This is a genomic window from Gelidibacter sp. (genome assembly GCF_053579655.1).
This window is the reverse complement of record NZ_JBMDWE010000028.1, coordinates 38,938-54,878: the sequence shown is the minus strand read 5'-3', so window position 1 is coordinate 54,878 and position 15,941 is coordinate 38,938. Positions and strand designations below refer to the sequence as shown.

The 15,941-nt window shown below is 39.5% G+C and carries 8 protein-coding genes; all 8 read right to left on the bottom strand.

Annotated features, from left to right (window positions below):
* Positions 1-17: 17 nt before the first annotated feature.
* Positions 18-2,726, bottom strand: coding sequence for a glycoside hydrolase family 31 protein (locus ACOH2D_RS13800; RefSeq protein ID WP_449535563.1), 2,709 nt, complete (start codon positions 2,724-2,726; stop codon positions 18-20).
* Between the two features lie 58 nt (positions 2,727-2,784).
* Positions 2,785-4,977 (bottom strand): beta-N-acetylglucosaminidase, encoded by a 2,193-nt coding sequence (locus ACOH2D_RS13795; RefSeq protein ID WP_449535562.1) that lies wholly within the window; start codon positions 4,975-4,977, stop codon positions 2,785-2,787.
* An 85-nt stretch (positions 4,978-5,062) separates the two neighbouring features.
* Positions 5,063-6,838, bottom strand: a complete 1,776-nt coding sequence (locus tag ACOH2D_RS13790; RefSeq protein ID WP_449535561.1) for a DUF4091 domain-containing protein — start codon at positions 6,836-6,838, stop codon at positions 5,063-5,065.
* A 129-nt stretch (positions 6,839-6,967) separates the two neighbouring features.
* Positions 6,968-9,289 (bottom strand): family 20 glycosylhydrolase, encoded by a 2,322-nt coding sequence (locus ACOH2D_RS13785; protein ID WP_449535560.1) that lies wholly within the window; start codon positions 9,287-9,289, stop codon positions 6,968-6,970.
* 120 nt (positions 9,290-9,409) lie between these two features.
* A complete protein-coding gene (locus tag ACOH2D_RS13780) occupies positions 9,410-11,080 on the bottom strand; it encodes a beta-N-acetylhexosaminidase (RefSeq protein WP_449535559.1) in 1,671 nt (556 codons plus the stop codon).
* A gap of 31 nt (positions 11,081-11,111) precedes the next feature.
* The gene (locus tag ACOH2D_RS13775; protein WP_449535558.1) at positions 11,112-12,068 is read right to left on the bottom strand and encodes a M28 family metallopeptidase; all 957 of its coding nucleotides are present in this window, start codon (positions 12,066-12,068) and stop codon (positions 11,112-11,114) included.
* Positions 12,068-13,768, bottom strand: coding sequence for a beta-N-acetylhexosaminidase (locus ACOH2D_RS13770; protein ID WP_449535557.1), 1,701 nt, complete (start codon positions 13,766-13,768; stop codon positions 12,068-12,070). Before ACOH2D_RS13770 ends, ACOH2D_RS13775 begins: the two co-directional genes overlap by 1 nt.
* Positions 13,769-13,798: 30 nt before the next feature.
* On the bottom strand, positions 13,799-15,901 hold the full coding sequence (locus tag ACOH2D_RS13765) for an alpha-L-fucosidase (protein WP_449535556.1): 2,103 nt from the start codon (positions 15,899-15,901) through the stop codon (positions 13,799-13,801).
* Between the last annotated feature and the right edge of the window lie 40 nt (positions 15,902-15,941).

The following is a 15,941-nucleotide window of genomic DNA, read 5'->3' as shown; positions in this document are numbered from 1 at the left end:
ATGTATAGATTTGAAATTTAAAATAACACTCCGAACTTATAAGGGGCTAATCTAGTGACCTTGTTCCAAGATGGGGTCAAGGTGTAAGCTTCGGAATTAGCTTCAGTGGCTTGTGCATTTTCAGGAGCGTTTAAAGCACCTGAAGTGATGCGATATGTGTCTGCTGGAGAAAACTTGAAACCTTTTATTTCTAGGTTCACACTGTTTTTGGTAATGTCAGTAGAAGCCACTCTTACCAAAACCTGCGGATTTTTAATAACCTGTAACTTTTCAAGTCGGCTGCCTTTGGTTGAGAATTTGTTCATGTTTGGCGATGGATTATAAAAATAAACGTTTTCTTTAGATTTAAAATCTGCCATGGACCTTGCTTCAGAAAGCTTTACTTTTTGCTTTCCTATTTTGGCCACAATCGCTTGAGGTTTTTCGGTAACGTTGATTACAAATTTTGTCACTTTGTCCTTCACAAAACCCTTAAAGTTTCCTGTAGTTGTATGCACGGTAATAATAGCTGTGTTTTTGGAATCTACATCAGAAGTTATCGACGTATAAGTGCCAGCACCTAATTTATAAGCTTCAGAAACGCCGTCGTCATCATAGTGGGTAAACGACGATTTTCCAAAAGGATAAAGCTCATAAATACGCAGATGTTGATTGATTTCAGAAACATTATTATTCGGATTGACCATCGGAATAATGGCACCGCTTTTTACAAATACAGGCAGTTTCCAAATCGGGCTGTCAAAACTATTGATAATACGATTGCCTTGGTAAGTTTCACCGGTAAAATAACCGATCCATGTGCCTTCTGGTAAATAAATGCCGTTGCGGATGTCATTTCCAAAGTCATCCGATTTCGTAGCTTGATAAATAGGAGCCACCAAGAAGCTTGGTCCGTACATAAACTGGTATTGCGTCGCCTTGCCTTCGGTATATGGATTTTTTGATTCCATAAACATTGGTCTGATCATCGGCTTGCCGTTTACAGATTCTTTGGCAATACTGTATGCATAAGGTAAAAGCTCAGATTTCAACTTTAAATAATTTCGGTTGATGGAAGCGGTAGGTTCGCCCAAGGCGTGTGGATATTTCTCGTTTGCGCCCCAGCCATCCATATTCAATTGCATTGGCGTAAACGTTTTCCATTGGAAATCTCGCATGTTGATGATCGGTTTTTTACCACCAAAAATCCCATCCATATCTGATGAAATATTAGGTTGACCAGATAATCCAGAACCAATATAGGTAGGAATGTGGAAACGGATATATTCCCAAACACCACCGGTTTGATCGCCCGACCAAATGGTCGCATAGCGTTGGGTTCCCGCCCAACCATCTAAAGAAATAATAAATGGACGTGCATTATCGCCGTATTTGGTCATAATAGTGGCAGCATCAGCCACACCATTAAGTCCAAAAGAATAGCCAGGACCTACCCAAGCCACATCCGTTTTTAATGCGCGGACGCCAGCGTCTTTTACTTCTTTAATGATATCACGTTGTAACAACGCACTGATACTATCAATTGGATGTAAATCGGATTGGGTCCACAAACCGATTTCTACACCTTTAAAACGTGCATAATCCCCAAAAGCTTTTAGGTTTTGAATGTTGCCATCCAAGGTTTCAGTTTGCCCATAGCCTGCACCATAACCATCGTTTGGAAGAATCCATCCTAAAGGCATATCATGGTTGGCATAACGGTCAATAACGCCTCGTGCTGAGAATTGGTAATTGTTCAATTCGCCATTTAAAGATTCTTTGATGCCTGTTTTGTCTTTTTGACTTTCCTTATAACGTTTACCATCTTCGAACAGAATGCCTTTTTCGTTTTCAGCCCAATAATCGCGATTGTAAGCATTTAAATGACCTTCATAAAAACCAAACTTTGGTATCAACACTGGATTGCCCGTTAATTGGTAAAAATCATTTAATATGGCAGTAGAAGTGTCGTTGATCATAAAGAAAACATCCAGATAATCGGTGTTGTGTGATAGTTTCACTTCCCCAGATGCCTTAGATCCAAAGTCATATTTTCCTTTTTTAAAGGTGTACCACATCACGCCATATCCTTGGGTTGACCAATAAAAAGGCGTAGGAGAGGCAACGCCACCGTCCGTCCAGCTGTTTTGGTTTTCGATGGAGATGACATTACCTTTATGGGAAAAGCGTCCGTTTTGAACTCCGCCGCCGTAAAAATATTCATCAGCGTTTTCTTTTAAAGTGATGGCAACTTCCTTCTCTTCAAAAATTGGCAAAGCTGTTTCTTCAACAATTACAGATTGCGTTTTTGCATCCACAATTTTAAATAATGACGACTGTTTATTAAAAACGATTGTGATTTTTCCTGTTGAAATAGAAAGTTCATTTGCTTGATCAGTCACATTTAAATTTGAAACCTCTTTTCGTGGGTTATCCACTAATATTTGAGCTTCTGGCTTTGCTTCTGGAGCACGCATACCATTACCCGAATTATCCTGAAAAAGTCTGAAGATATGATCTCCATAAAAATCTAAAAGCATCTTTTGATTGTTAGAAAAAGAAATCTCAATCGTTGTGGCATTGATTTTTTTGGCACCAATGATCTGTTGTTGTTCTGAAATGGCCGTATGCTCAATGACGCTTGTAGAAACACTTTGGGCGTGAAGATTGCTCTGAGTTGCCATTGTGCTAAACACGAACAAGTAACTGGCAATGGTTTTTACTGTTCGGAATTTAAATTTTATCATATAGTTATTTTGAATCCCGTGGGTATTAATTTGCATAATTCCCAGAGGTTTGCTTTTTTTATTTTACTGAAATCGTAAAGTTCTCTATCCGACCTTCAATAGTTTCGTTTGCTATGTTGGAAATACGAATAAATTTTACCGTTTGATTTGCCGAAGCTTGTAGCGCTTCTTTATCTTCTTTAGTGTCTATCGATTTCCAATCTGTACCGTTTGTTGATACTTCTAATCTTAAATTCGCATAAATTGTAGCAGGCGATGCTTTGAATGAAATTCTTTCAACGCGTGTTGGTTCCTGTAATTCAAATCCGGAATAAGCCTTAGGTTCCCAACGAATTACTTCCAATGGCGGATTTAAGGCCAAAGTTCTATCACGAAGGGTTACTTGTTGATTCTGTAACTGCGCTATGTTAGTGTACAATTTGTGTGGATTGTAATCGGCTTCCACCTCTAGGTTTTTATCAAATGCTTTATTGTAAGTGTTGGTCAGGAAGGCAAAGCTCTTATCAATAAATGGTTGTACAACCAAGCTACCTGTTACAACTCCTGGTTGATACGGATTCTGGTTTTCGGTGCGATCTATATGATACATTTGCGTTTTAATGGCTTTAACGGCATTATAGCTTCTTTCAAAATCGTCCCTTGCTTTGGCTTGCAATGCTGTGTACATATTTAACATCGAAAGTCCAGATTGGCCCAAGAGTTGGAATTGTTTTACCCACGGGCGAATTTCATCCAAAAGGACTGGATTGTCTGTGCTGCTCAATAAAATATAAGAAGCTTCAACCATTGTTTGAAATTCCTTTCGTACGCTTTCCAAATTGTCAATTTTTTGTCCAGCTTCCAATTGTTTTAAGAACGTTTCTGTCGCAGGTGCAAATTTTACCGATTCGTCACGTCTGTAACGGTGGCCATTCGGGCCTAAATCACTGTTGTGACGCGCAAACACTTCTAAGGCATTGTAACTTTCTGGCATCACAACCTTCATGGCCTCCAACCAATTGTTTTCTGAATCGTAAGCAGACATGTTCCAAGCATAATTTGCCACGCCATAAATCCCGATTTTAGAAGCTTCAGCATGTTCCATAGGATTTGAAACAAAACCAGAAATCATATCAGCAATATCTTTACCGTTGCCATAAGTTGGCCCCATAAGCAGATGGTTTCTTACATAATCAGAAACTGGAAAGTTCCACCAAATAAAAGCTTTACGCTGTATTTGATTATTAATCCACTCCATTGTTGGCTGATCAATATCAGAAACCACCGTATTACCTGTCCACATGATGCGGATGGAAGGATCTAATTCCTTGCCTAAGGTTGCTAAATAACCACCTTCTACGTTAGACCAGCCTTTGTTATATTCCGTAGGACACATAATTAATGGTTTTACGTCTTTTTTAACAGCTACGAATTTGTTGTGTAAGAAATTCAATAACCCTGCTTGTTGCTTCGGATTGGTCCCTTCTCCGGAAATGTCGTCAAAAAACACCGCATAGGAACGAATGCCTAAGTCGTACATTAATTCAAATTTATGGAGTAGGGCATTGCGGTCTTCATCATTCCATTTAATGTCTTTACCTGGGTGAACCGCCCAAACAAAATCGACATGATTCATTTCGGCTCTGTCAATCAATTTTTTTAATTGAATCGCTTCGTCTTCAGGATAAGGTTTTCTCCAATTTGGAGAACTGTGATAGGGATCGTCTTTAGGGCCATAAATATAGGTATTCAACTTGTTTTCGCCGTAAAAATCTATTTGACGCACACGGTGTTCAAAGCTCCAAGGCGTTCCGTAAAAACCTTCAACAGTTCCTCGTGCAGTGACATCTGGATAATCTATAATTTCTCCTTGCGGAAATTTATCTGAGGCTAATAAGGCTAATAAAGTTCTGACGCCGTAATATGTACCACGGGCATCTCTGCCGATAACCGTAATGTTTTTATTACTACTATTAATAAAATAGCCTTCTGGATTTTGAGGTACTTTTTTCAGGAATTTTTTATGAAATTTATCATTGATGTTTCCTACACTAACCGTAAATCCTTTGTTGGACGTATTGGTGTCATTAAAAAACGTAGCAAGTAAGTTTTGGGTGGCTTTATCTACGTTTTTATGGTGCAGATTGAATTGTGTAGGCGTGTCAATATAATTGGAAATCACTGCCTTTTGTGGTGTAGGGTTGATGGCTAGGTTTTGAGCAAAACCAAAACAGGTCGTCAAAAATAATAGTCCAGAAAGTAAGCTTTTCATAAAAATAATGTTTGTAAGTGTTGTTGTTTTAATCTCGTTAATAGTGTGTATTAGAAAGGCTCTTTTTTAAAGAGCCTTTTTTTAATTAATTTAGTTTTTCAGCCAAAAGATCAAGATGGTTTTTGGCATCCTTGAGCATGCCTTCAAAGTTTGCCGGCTTGGAAGTCACGTTAAACTGTGCGACCACTTTATTCAAATGATCCAGTTCGTCAAGCATGCCTTTCGCTTGAAGCTCTTCTCTCAAAACTCTGATCTTTTCAGCATCTTGAATCCCTTCTCTGAGCGTTTCAAAGCGAATCGAAGTGCGATTGTCTGGATATACGATATACGTGTCGCCAGCTGGCCACGCTCTAAATCGTGAGTCTTCCAATGGTTTTTCAGTCCAACTATTATACGACCAACGTAAGAAGCCGTCAAAATCGGCGGCGATGCTATACCAGCCAATAAATACACCTTCTGCAGGTGGCGAAAAGGTAAAGGTGTTTGGGAACTTGTCCGTGCAGCATACATAATGCGTGCTGATATAACCGTTTTCTTTTCGAATGTTAAGATCTGCTTCATCTACAGGGTGCCCAAAAGCAACGGACATATCTTTTAAATCGTCCGGATAAAGCTTATAACTTTTATGATTGTCAGCGAAAGAAACTCCAAATTCTGGTGCATGTTCATTCAATAATTTTAACATGGCGGTCATTTCCTGTGGTCCACGTTCGTCCATGGCGATTTGGGTAATTTTATTCCAGCCTTTTTGAGTTACATGTGCTTGAAATTGTTCTAAAAACGGAATCCATAAGGCTTCATAAGCTTCGGTTCCTGGTGCAGCTACTATTTTTATCTCCTTGTTTTCGGCTTCGTCAAAATAGTAGAATTCATTGCCCCATGGAACCATCGAATAACAACTGATTTGATTTTTCACACCCAAATCCATCATCATTTGTACCCAATTGTCAAAAATGGTGTAATCGTAAGTCCAAGTGCCATCGGTTTTCTTTTTCCATGCGATCATGGCTTCAAATTGGTCAAAGGTTTGTCCGCCCCAAGGTCTTTTATTTAAGGAGACAGTAATCACTTTTTGTCCGGCATCGGCAAGACGTTTCATGATCGGTTTCAATAACTCCCAATGTTCTTTGGACCAAGGATCGACATTGTGAAAACGGGCAACAGCATAAGGATTTTGCCACATGTCCAAATGGAATTTCCAATCGGCAACAGCTGGCAAAACTTTATCGATGACTCGAATCGAGAATTCCATGGTTTTGCTTTCCTGTCCTTTGACATCAATGGTGAACGTGCTATTGTATGTTCCAGCTTTAGCATCAGACGGCACATTGATGGTAATCCAAATCGGACGGGTTTCTTGTGCTTTAATAGCATAAGAAGATACTGGATCCAATGCATCAGCCGCTAGTGACGATGGGAAATCTTCTGGTTTTCTGTGTCCACACCCTGGTTCGAAAATATCAGTAATGACGTATTTTACAAAATTGATTTCTGCAATGGAAGCAGGCAAACTGTTGCCAGCATCTGATTTAAAATCTGAAATTCTTGTGTTTACTTCTGTTAAGGAGTCATTGCTCCATAGCACTAATTGTGCTGCTGTGCGTTCGCCTTTCCAAGCCGTGCCTTCCCAAGTGGATTGTTGTTCGATTTTAGGAATTTCACTCCTTACAAAACGAATATCCGTTGAGGTTACTGATGCTTGCAAGCCTTTTGGAACGGCAGACCAGTTCTGATCGGGGCTGGGCGCAGGATCTTGTGGCTCTTCATAGGTTTGAGCTACTGCAAAATCTTTGTTTTCATTTTGACAGGCAAAAGTCAACAGGATTGAAAAAACTAGAAGGGATTTAAATAATAGTTTCATTGAATGCGTTGTTGTTAGTTAGACTTGATTTTTTTAGACACGAATTTCACTAATTATCACAAAAAGAAAATCTTTAAATTTTCAAGAATTAGTGAATATTTGTGCAATTCGTGTCTGTATGTTTTTTTTTTATTCTCCAATCACGGTACCTTCCAAAACTTTCTTTTCGCCATTTGGAGCGGTATACCAAACTGTTAATTGACCGCCACCTGTGGCCTCATGAAATTTCACAGTCAATGGATGCCAGCCTTTTTTGAGCGCCACCATGCCGTCTTTTTCTATGGCTGAATGGTTGCCGCCGTTATCAACTACAAACTTATCGCCGATATATAAAAAACTGCCGTCGTCAGATTTGGTTGAAAAATCGAATAAACCTTCTTCTTCCGCATAGAAATAGCCTTTAAACACTACGGACACATGCTCAATACCTTTGTGATCCGGAAAATCAATAGCATTGACTGAGGTAAACTCGGCATTGTCTGGTAAAACAATATCATCAACCACTGAAAACTGTTTGATACCTGCCCAACGTTTGATACTTCCCGTTTTTGGATTCACATCTAAAGGTTCCAAATAGGTTTGTTTTTCGACGATTGCTGATCTTGTGTCACTTGGGATATCGCCTCTAAAAGCAATCGTGTTTAAGGTAAGAGTTTCGGTAAACTCTAGGGGCGTTGTGTACTTTTTTGAGTCTTTTGTTGGGACAGTTCCGTTAGTGGTGTAATATACATCCATGCCTTTTAAGGGGGCTTCTAATGAAACTGTGGCTTTATCTATAAATGCGACTTTATCCTTAAATCCTGTGACCGATGGAATATGATAAATAATATTTAAAGCATCCAAACGGTCATATTGAAGGGTCATTCTTTTTTGGAAATCGTCATGATTTTTAGTCTCTTTTGATGTCCATGCCGTTTCCGCCAAGGCGAGCATTCTTGGGAACGCCATATATTGTAGGCGCTTGAAATTCGGAATCATTTCCGACCATAAGTTAGCTTGAACGCCTAAAATGTGTTTGGCCTGATTGTCGGTAAAGGCTTCAGGAATCGGTTCGTAGTTATACACTTTATCAAACGGTGTCACGTCGTTTTGCGCGTCAAAATAATACTCGAAACAAGGTGTCATGACGATATCGTTGCCATTATCGGCAGCCTTCGTCAACATTTCTGGTGCCCAATTGCGCCACCACATCATCGTCGTGTCATCCGATAATCCGCCTTCAACAATTTCATCCCAACCCATCATGCGTTTTCCTTTGGAGTTTAAAAACGCCTCGATATCGTGATTGAAAAACGATTGTAATTCGTGTTCGTTCTTTAGGTTATTATCCTTAATCGCTTTTTGACAAAGTGGACATTCTTTCCAAGATTGGATATTGACTTCATCGCCACCAATATGAATATATTCTGAAGGAAATAAATCAATGATTTCAGAAAGCACATTTTTGGTAAATTCATATGAGGATTCTTTCCCTAAACAGGCTGGACTTGAAAACAATTCGCCCCAACCGGCTTCGTTGGTACAGGATAAATATGGATAATTATCGATGGCCGATTTGAAATGACCAGGCATATCAATTTCTGGGATCACTTCAATTTGGCGCTCTGCGGCATAGGCAATAATTTCTTTAATTTCTTCTTGAGTAAAGAAACCGCCGTACATACGTTGACCATCACGATCGTGATAATGTTGCTCGTCAATAATGTAGGAAGGATCGGTTTTAGCTAATTCATTGCAATTGATGTCATGGGAACTTTCCACACGCCAAGCGCCTTTTTCGGTTAATAACGGATATTGTTTGATTTCAATACGCCAGCCTTGATCGTCCGTTAAATGCATGTGATAGGTATTCAACTTATATAAGGCCATATAATTTAGAAAGATTTTTACCTCGTCCAGAGTGAAGAAGTGACGGCTAAAATCCATGTGCATCCCGCGCCATGCAAAACGTGGTTCATCATTAATGGAGATGCTTGGGATGATCCAATCTTGTAAGGTGCTATTGGCCACTTCAATGCTTGGAGGCAATAATTGACGAATAGTTTGAACGCCATAAAAATAACCCGGAGCATCACTGGCTTTGATCGTAATTTTTTCTGGAGTGACTTCTAAAGTGTAGGCTTCCGCTTTTAAGGTTTCATCTTTTATAAAAACGATGCTCGCATTATTCTTGGATTCTGATATAGGAAGTGCATAACCTGCGGCATTTTCAAACAGATCTGACAAGTATTTTGCTGCTGGTTTCTGTTCCTCATTTTCTACCGAAATCTTAGTGTCTTTTGAAAAAGAAAAACTGCCATCTGAAAGAGTCATTTTTGAAGGTTTTGGAACGATGGAAACCTCATCTTCCGAAAATGTTTTTGATGGGGTTTGGCAGCTATTAAGGATAAATAATAGCATTAATAAAATGGAGTACTGCTTCATTTGTTTTGAATTTATAATTGTATTCATCCCATTTTTCCTCGGGATTTTATTTTTAATAGAAACCTCACAGGTTTTTACTCGTCCGCCGAAGCTTCAGCGTTGGAGGAAAATCTGTGAGGTTTGGGACACCACATTATTTTGATAGCCTTATTTGGAATCAGTTTCTTGTTGTGCTTTCAATTCCGCTTCAAGTTTATCACTGTCCTTAAAATAGTTGATGCCTAAAGTATCCCAATGTTTTTCCATTTTTTTAAGAGCGACTTTAAAGCTGTCATAATCTTTATTTTCAAGTGTTGTCCAACCTACTTCGGCATAAGCCGCGATTCTTGGAAATGCTTGACGCTCCACATCGGCATTGGTTGGTGTCCATTCGCTCCACATTTGGCAACCTAAACCATAAATATTTTTGTGGAATTTCGCATCCAAACCTTCAGGAATTGGGTTAAAAGCATAGGCTTTTTCCAAAGGGATGGAGGAATAGCTATAATCCAAATAAGTACTGCTATGTAAAGAGTTCACAATAGCATAGCCATTTTGAGCAGCGTCGGTTAATAATTCCAAATCGCCTTTCCAGAAATGAACGATCACATTTTTAGCCAGCTCAGTTTCGGCTTCTTTGTCAGTTTTCTTTTCAGCAAAATCGGAATGAATGTTTTTTCCTAAAATTTCATTCCATCCCATCATGCGGCGACCATTCTCTTCAATGTATTGAGAAATTTTATTGGTAAAATCAATCTGTAAATCGGCTGGCGAATTAATATTGTGTGCCTTCATGTATTTTTGAACCGAAGCTGATTTTTCCCAAACTTCGTATCCTACTTCATCGCCACCAATATGAATGACTTCCGATGGAAATATTTCAAATAATTCATTTAATACATCTTTAATAAAAGTGATGACTTCTGGTTTCGTAACGTCATAATTGTCATACAAACGTCCAAATTGAACGGGAACTTCTATTTCTTTACCGAGAGTTCCTAACCATGAATAGGCTGCAATGGCCGCACTGGAATGTCCTGGCATTTCAAATTCAGGAACGATATTAATATTTCGAGCTGCAGCGTAAGCAACGATGTCTTTTATTTGCTCCTGAGTATAGAATCCACCATGTGGTTCGCCAGAAGTTTTGCCACTTTTCCAAGTGCCGATTTCTGAGTCTTTTCTGAACGCACCAACTTCAGTCAATAAAGGATATTTTTTGATTTCAACACGCCATCCGGCATCGTCAATTAAGTGCCAATGGAACGTGTTCATTTTTAACAATGACATTTGATCAAGCAATTGTTTTACAAAGGCCTCGCCATGAAAGTAGCGGGACTCGTCAAGCATGAACGCACGCCATGCAAAACGTGGACTGTCTTGGATGCGTACCGATGGAACTAAATAGGTGGTGGTTTGAGAACCCTCGGCAGTTTCCGCTGTTACTAACTGCATCAAGGTTTGAACGCCATAATAATAGCCTGCTGCGTCATTTGCTAAAATGCTTATTTTTTTTGGCGATACCACTAATTCGTAGGCTTCTGGGCCAAGATCTTCCTTTTTCTCAAAACTGATAGAAGGACCATAACTTTTAACTACGGAAGATTTAAATCCGGCAGTTTTTGTAATATAAGCTTGAAAATCCGCGGCGGCGTTTTGCTGTTCGTCAAGATCTGCGAAAATTTGTTGCCCGTCAGTAATGGCAAAAGAGCCTTCATTTAAATCTAAAGAAGCTGGTTTTGGAAGCAGTGCAATTTCAGAAGATGAAAATGACCTGGTCTTTTCTTCACAATTCGTTAAAGTTAGGAGTGCTATCAAAGCAATTGGAATGAGTCTCATTTTTAGTGTTTAGTAGTTAACATTTTAATTTTTAATCTTGCGGAATAAATTCCATTTTATAATCCGTCGTTGCAAATGCCATTAAAGCGGCATAAATATAATCGCTGACTTTTTTCTGTCCTGGAAAGTTTATCAAATCGGCAATATCTTCCGGCAGATGGTATTGTGGATGTGCGCCCGTATGGATGCCTAAAACGGAAAGTCCGGCTTTGTAAAAGGATACATGGTCGGAACCTCCGACAGAACCCGCGTGAACCACAGGCGTTAAGTTTAAGGAATCTCCCAGATTTTGCATAAATTCCACACCATTAGGAAAGGTGCCTGCTCCGTTCATATACACATGATTCGCTTCATTTAAACGGCCCACCATATCCATATTGATCATCAGTTTGATCTGTGAAAGTGGTACTAACGGGTTATCCACAAAATATTGACTTCCCAATAGGCCTTGTTCTTCAGCGCCAAAAGCTATAAAAATGACGCTGCGCTTTAAGTCGTGTTTATTGGCGGCCACTTTCTCCGCAATTTCTATAAGTGCGGCGGTGCCACTGGCATTATCATCGGCGCCGTAATATACGGTGTTTCTCTGATCTGATTTTGACGAAGGGCCACCCATTCCCAAATGATCGTAATGTGCACCTAAAATGATGTATTCATTTTTCAATACAGGATCATTACCTTCTAAATAAGCTACCACATTGGAAGTTTTAGCGAGGCGCTTTTCAGGTTCTCCTTGGTCTACGCGTAAACGTGCTTTAAATTTCTGCTGATAGCTTTTTTCCAAAGGAAGAAGGCCTTGTTTTTTGAAATCTTTAATAATGTATTTGACAACGTCCCGGTTGGCTTTAGTCCCAGGATAACGACCGGCATTTTTTTCTGATGCCAAGAATACGATATGGTCTTTGATCTCGTTTTCAGTAATTTCTGCTTGCGAAAATGTACTAAAGCAAATAAGGTTTAAAAGTAAAATTAGAAGTGTTTTCTTCATTATTTAGTTTCTTTTGGAAGGTCTGATGGGGCTTCAAAAATATGTTTAGCGTAATTCAATCCCATGGCGTCATAGCGCTTTCTCATGGTGTTTAGACGCGTTTTAAAATCCTCAAAATCCCTATTTTCTTTTGACGACCATACGACTTCCGATAGGGCCGTCATGCGTGGTAGAATCATATACTCTACATAATCCGAAGTTTTCATGTATTCTGTCCAAACATTTGCTTGGGCACCAAGGATGTATTTGTTTTCAGCATCGGTTAACTCCTTGGGAGTAGGCTCATAAGCATAAACATCGGCAACTGTTGTTTTGCCGCCAATGGCCAAGGGTTCGTTTTCTTTATCTTCAGTTTGGTAATGATCAAAATAGCACGAATGGCCCGGAGTCATAATAACATCATGGTGCTGTTTGGCTGCTTCTATACCTCCGCTTTCACCTCTCCAAGACATCACAGTGGCATTAGGCGCCAAGCCACCTTCCAAGATTTCATCCCAGCCAATGATTTTTTTGCCCTTGCCATTTAAATATTTTTCAATGCGTTGGATGAAATAACTTTGCAGTTCATGCTCATCGGCTAAGTTATTATCTTTCATTCTTTTTTGGCAATTAGGACATCTTTTCCAATTGGCTTTTGGACATTCATCGCCACCAATATGAATATATGCGGATGGAAATAACGGAATGACTTCGGCTAATACATCTTCAAGAAACTGGAAGGTTTCTTCATTTCCTGCGCAAAACACATCGTCAAAAACGCCCCAAGTTTCTTGAACAATTTTTGGTGTGCCGTTGGCTTGTACTGATTTCCCTGCCTTTGATCCCATATTATTAGTGACCACTGTAGGTTCTTCAGGGAAACAGCTTAAAAAGGGATATGCGGCAATTGCGGCGCTGGCATGACCTGGCAATTCGATTTCTGGAATGACGGTAACATGTCTTTCTGTAGCGTATTTTACAATATCCTTCACTTCTTCCTGCGTGTAAAAGCCGCCATATTCGGTTTCGTCATTTCCAGTGCCTGGATGGTGTCCTATAATGGTGCCATATCTTTTGGAACCTATTTCTGTGAGTTTTGGATATTTTTTAATTTCGATGCGCCAGCCTTGGTCTTCGGTTAAATGCCAATGAAACGTGTTCATTTTATGCATGGCGATGAGATCGATGTATTTTTTAATGAATTCTACAGGAAACATATGCCGTGCTACATCCAGATGCATTCCTCTGTAGGCAAATCTAGGATTGTCTTTAATGGTTACGGCTGGAATACTGACATCAGCTTGAGGTGCGATAGAAGCAGGCATCAATTGTCTCAAGGTTTGAATACCATAAAAAACACCTTTAGATGTTTTACCTGAAATGACAATTTTATCGTAAGTTACTGAAATGTCATAGCCTTCCTCATTTTCTATAGCATCATCAATTTTTAATTGGATATTTCCCGAAGAATCTTCTTTAAAACCGACCGTTGATTTGCTGAGATGACTGAGCATATCCGCTAAATATTCGCCCTCATTTTCTAAATCTGATGCAGCAGAAACCTTCGTGTTTGAATTTACTAAAAATCTGCCCGATTGCATTTCTAAAGACACTGGCTGTGGAATGATTTGATAATCTGACGTGGCATTCAGATGGTATTTGTTCGGATTGTTACAAGCCAAAAACAAAAAGGAGACCACTAAGGCTAATGAAATTCTCATAGGATTCAAGTTGTTAAATTATTTAAAGGTTTATTGCGTGATAACGCCAATCTCAGCGATAAGCACTTGATCTTTATCATTCATGATTTTATCGGCCATCAATCGGATGTATTTTACTGAAGCCGTTTTTGGGAGCATGACTTTTTGTTGCATCGGATTTGAGATGATGTTTGAAAACTCGCCTTCAGATAATTTTGTCCAATTTTTACCATCCATACTGCCATAAAAACTATAATGTGTAATCACACCGGAAACCCATCGGTCTTGACTCGGGGTGTAGGTAAAACCTTTTATGGTGGTTGTTTTGCCCAAATCGATTTTATAATCAGAAAGCAACTTTTTGTTGGCAGACCAGTTTGTTAATGGATTATCGTCAATAGCTTCTTCTGTGATGATTGAACCGTTTGCACTAGATATTTTCCAAAGACTTTTGTTGATGTCCAAACTTTCGGTAATGATATCACTTTGACGTTGAGTTTCAGGATCGATTGAAAACACTTTAATAACTGTTGGTTGTTCAATTAGAAATGGCTCTGAATATTTTGAAGATGCCGTTGTGGGCTCTTCGCCATTTAAAGTATAATACACAGTGAGTCCTTGTTCGGGCGTCAGTAAGCTTACTTCGCCTTGCTTAGTTCTGCTTATTGTTGGAACATCAACCACTAATGGCGCATGGTAAACCCCAATGTTTGAAATGAGTGGACTGCCTTTGGTATCTTCAATGTTGAGTCTGATTTTGGTTGCTGTGATATCCTCCAACCTTAAAATGCGTTTGTAACCTATGGTGGTTTGGTTGTCGATCGTTTCCCATTTTCCATCCACTTCAGCTTCCAATGAAAATTGCTTCACACGTTGTCCTAGCGGAATGTATTCTTGAACCAAGAATCTGTTGAATAGTGTTGGTTTCGCAAAATCTATCGTAATAGAAGCTTTCGTAACGTTGTCATCCGTGGTCCAATAGGTGTTTTTATCGCCATCCACGGCATTACTAGCGTTGTATTTAGTAGAATTGCCACGGACATGATTGGCGGAAGTTTTCGATTTTAAAGCTAAATTATTTGCAAAATCTTCTTTGAGTTGAGCGGTTAATTTTTTGAGTTGTTTTTCGTCATTTTCATGAACCAAACCTCTTCTATCCACAGGAAGGTTTAATAAAAGTGTGCTATTCTGACCAACTGATTTATAGTAGATGTCTAATAATTCCTTCAAGGTTTTGACCTTGTTATCTTCAGATTTGTGATAGTACCAACCCGGACGGATGGACACATCGGCTTCTGCAGGGACCCAATGGGTTCCGTTTTCTTGACCCATGGAATATTTTTCGGCATATTCGGGCATGCCTCCATAAATGGAATCTCTTAATAAAGGCGACCAGGTGGTTTCGTAAGCAAAACCATGTTCGTTGCCCACCCAACGTGCATCAGGACCATTATCACTCCAAATAATAGCATTTGGTTGGAGTTTTCGAATTAAAGCGTTGGTGTTTTCCCAATCATAATAGGTTTTTTTATCGACGGTGCGCACCTCATGAGCACCACCATAATAACCGTCGCCACCGTTGGCGCCATCAAACCAGACTTCAAATATATCGCCATAATTGGTCAATAATTCGGTCAACTGATTTCTGAAATAGGTAATGTATTCTGGTTTACCATAATCGGCGTTGTTTCGGTCCCAAGGCGAAAGGTAGATGCCCATTTTGAGTCCGTATTCTTTACAAGCGTCAGCCAATTCTCTAACAACATCGCCTTTGCCGTTTTTGTAGGGAGAATTTTTTACGGAATAATCCGTGTATTCTGAAGGCCATAAACAAAAGCCGTCGTGATGTTTATCAGTTAAAATCAAACCTTTCATGCCTGCTTCCTTGGCAATTCTGGCCCATTGACGGACATTCATTTCGGTGGGATTGAACAACTCGGGAGACTTGTTGCCGTAACCCCATTCATCATCCGTAAACGTGTTAATGCTAAAATGGATAAAACCGTAAAGCTCCATTTCTTGCCATGCCATCTGTTGGGCAGTGGGAAGCGGTCCTATCGGTTTTGGCGCATCGACGGAAGCACAGGATTGAAGAAAAATTGCGAGAATGAACAGCGCATAAATCTTATTGTATTTAAAACGTGGACAGGCCATTATATGTGTTTTTGCTTGACTTAAAAAGATGTGTATAACA

Bases quoted from the DNA above. Each gene is read 5' to 3' on its own strand.
- ACOH2D_RS13800 (WP_449535563.1), bottom strand. From the start codon at position 2,726: ATGATAAAATTTAAATTCCGAACAGTAAAAACCATTGCCAGTTACTTG.
- ACOH2D_RS13790 (WP_449535561.1), bottom strand. From the start codon at position 6,838: ATGAAACTATTATTTAAATCCCTTCTAGTTTTTTCAATCCTGTTGACT.
- ACOH2D_RS13770 (WP_449535557.1), bottom strand. From the start codon at position 13,768: ATGAGAATTTCATTAGCCTTAGTGGTCTCCTTTTTGTTTTTGGCTTGT.
- ACOH2D_RS13775 (WP_449535558.1), bottom strand. From the start codon at position 12,068: ATGAAGAAAACACTTCTAATTTTACTTTTAAACCTTATTTGCTTTAGT.
- ACOH2D_RS13795 (WP_449535562.1), bottom strand. From the start codon at position 4,977: ATGAAAAGCTTACTTTCTGGACTATTATTTTTGACGACCTGTTTTGGT.
- ACOH2D_RS13780 (WP_449535559.1), bottom strand. From the start codon at position 11,080: ATGAGACTCATTCCAATTGCTTTGATAGCACTCCTAACTTTAACGAAT.
- ACOH2D_RS13785 (WP_449535560.1), bottom strand. From the start codon at position 9,289: ATGAATACAATTATAAATTCAAAACAAATGAAGCAGTACTCCATTTTA.
- ACOH2D_RS13765 (WP_449535556.1), bottom strand. From the start codon at position 15,901: ATGGCCTGTCCACGTTTTAAATACAATAAGATTTATGCGCTGTTCATT.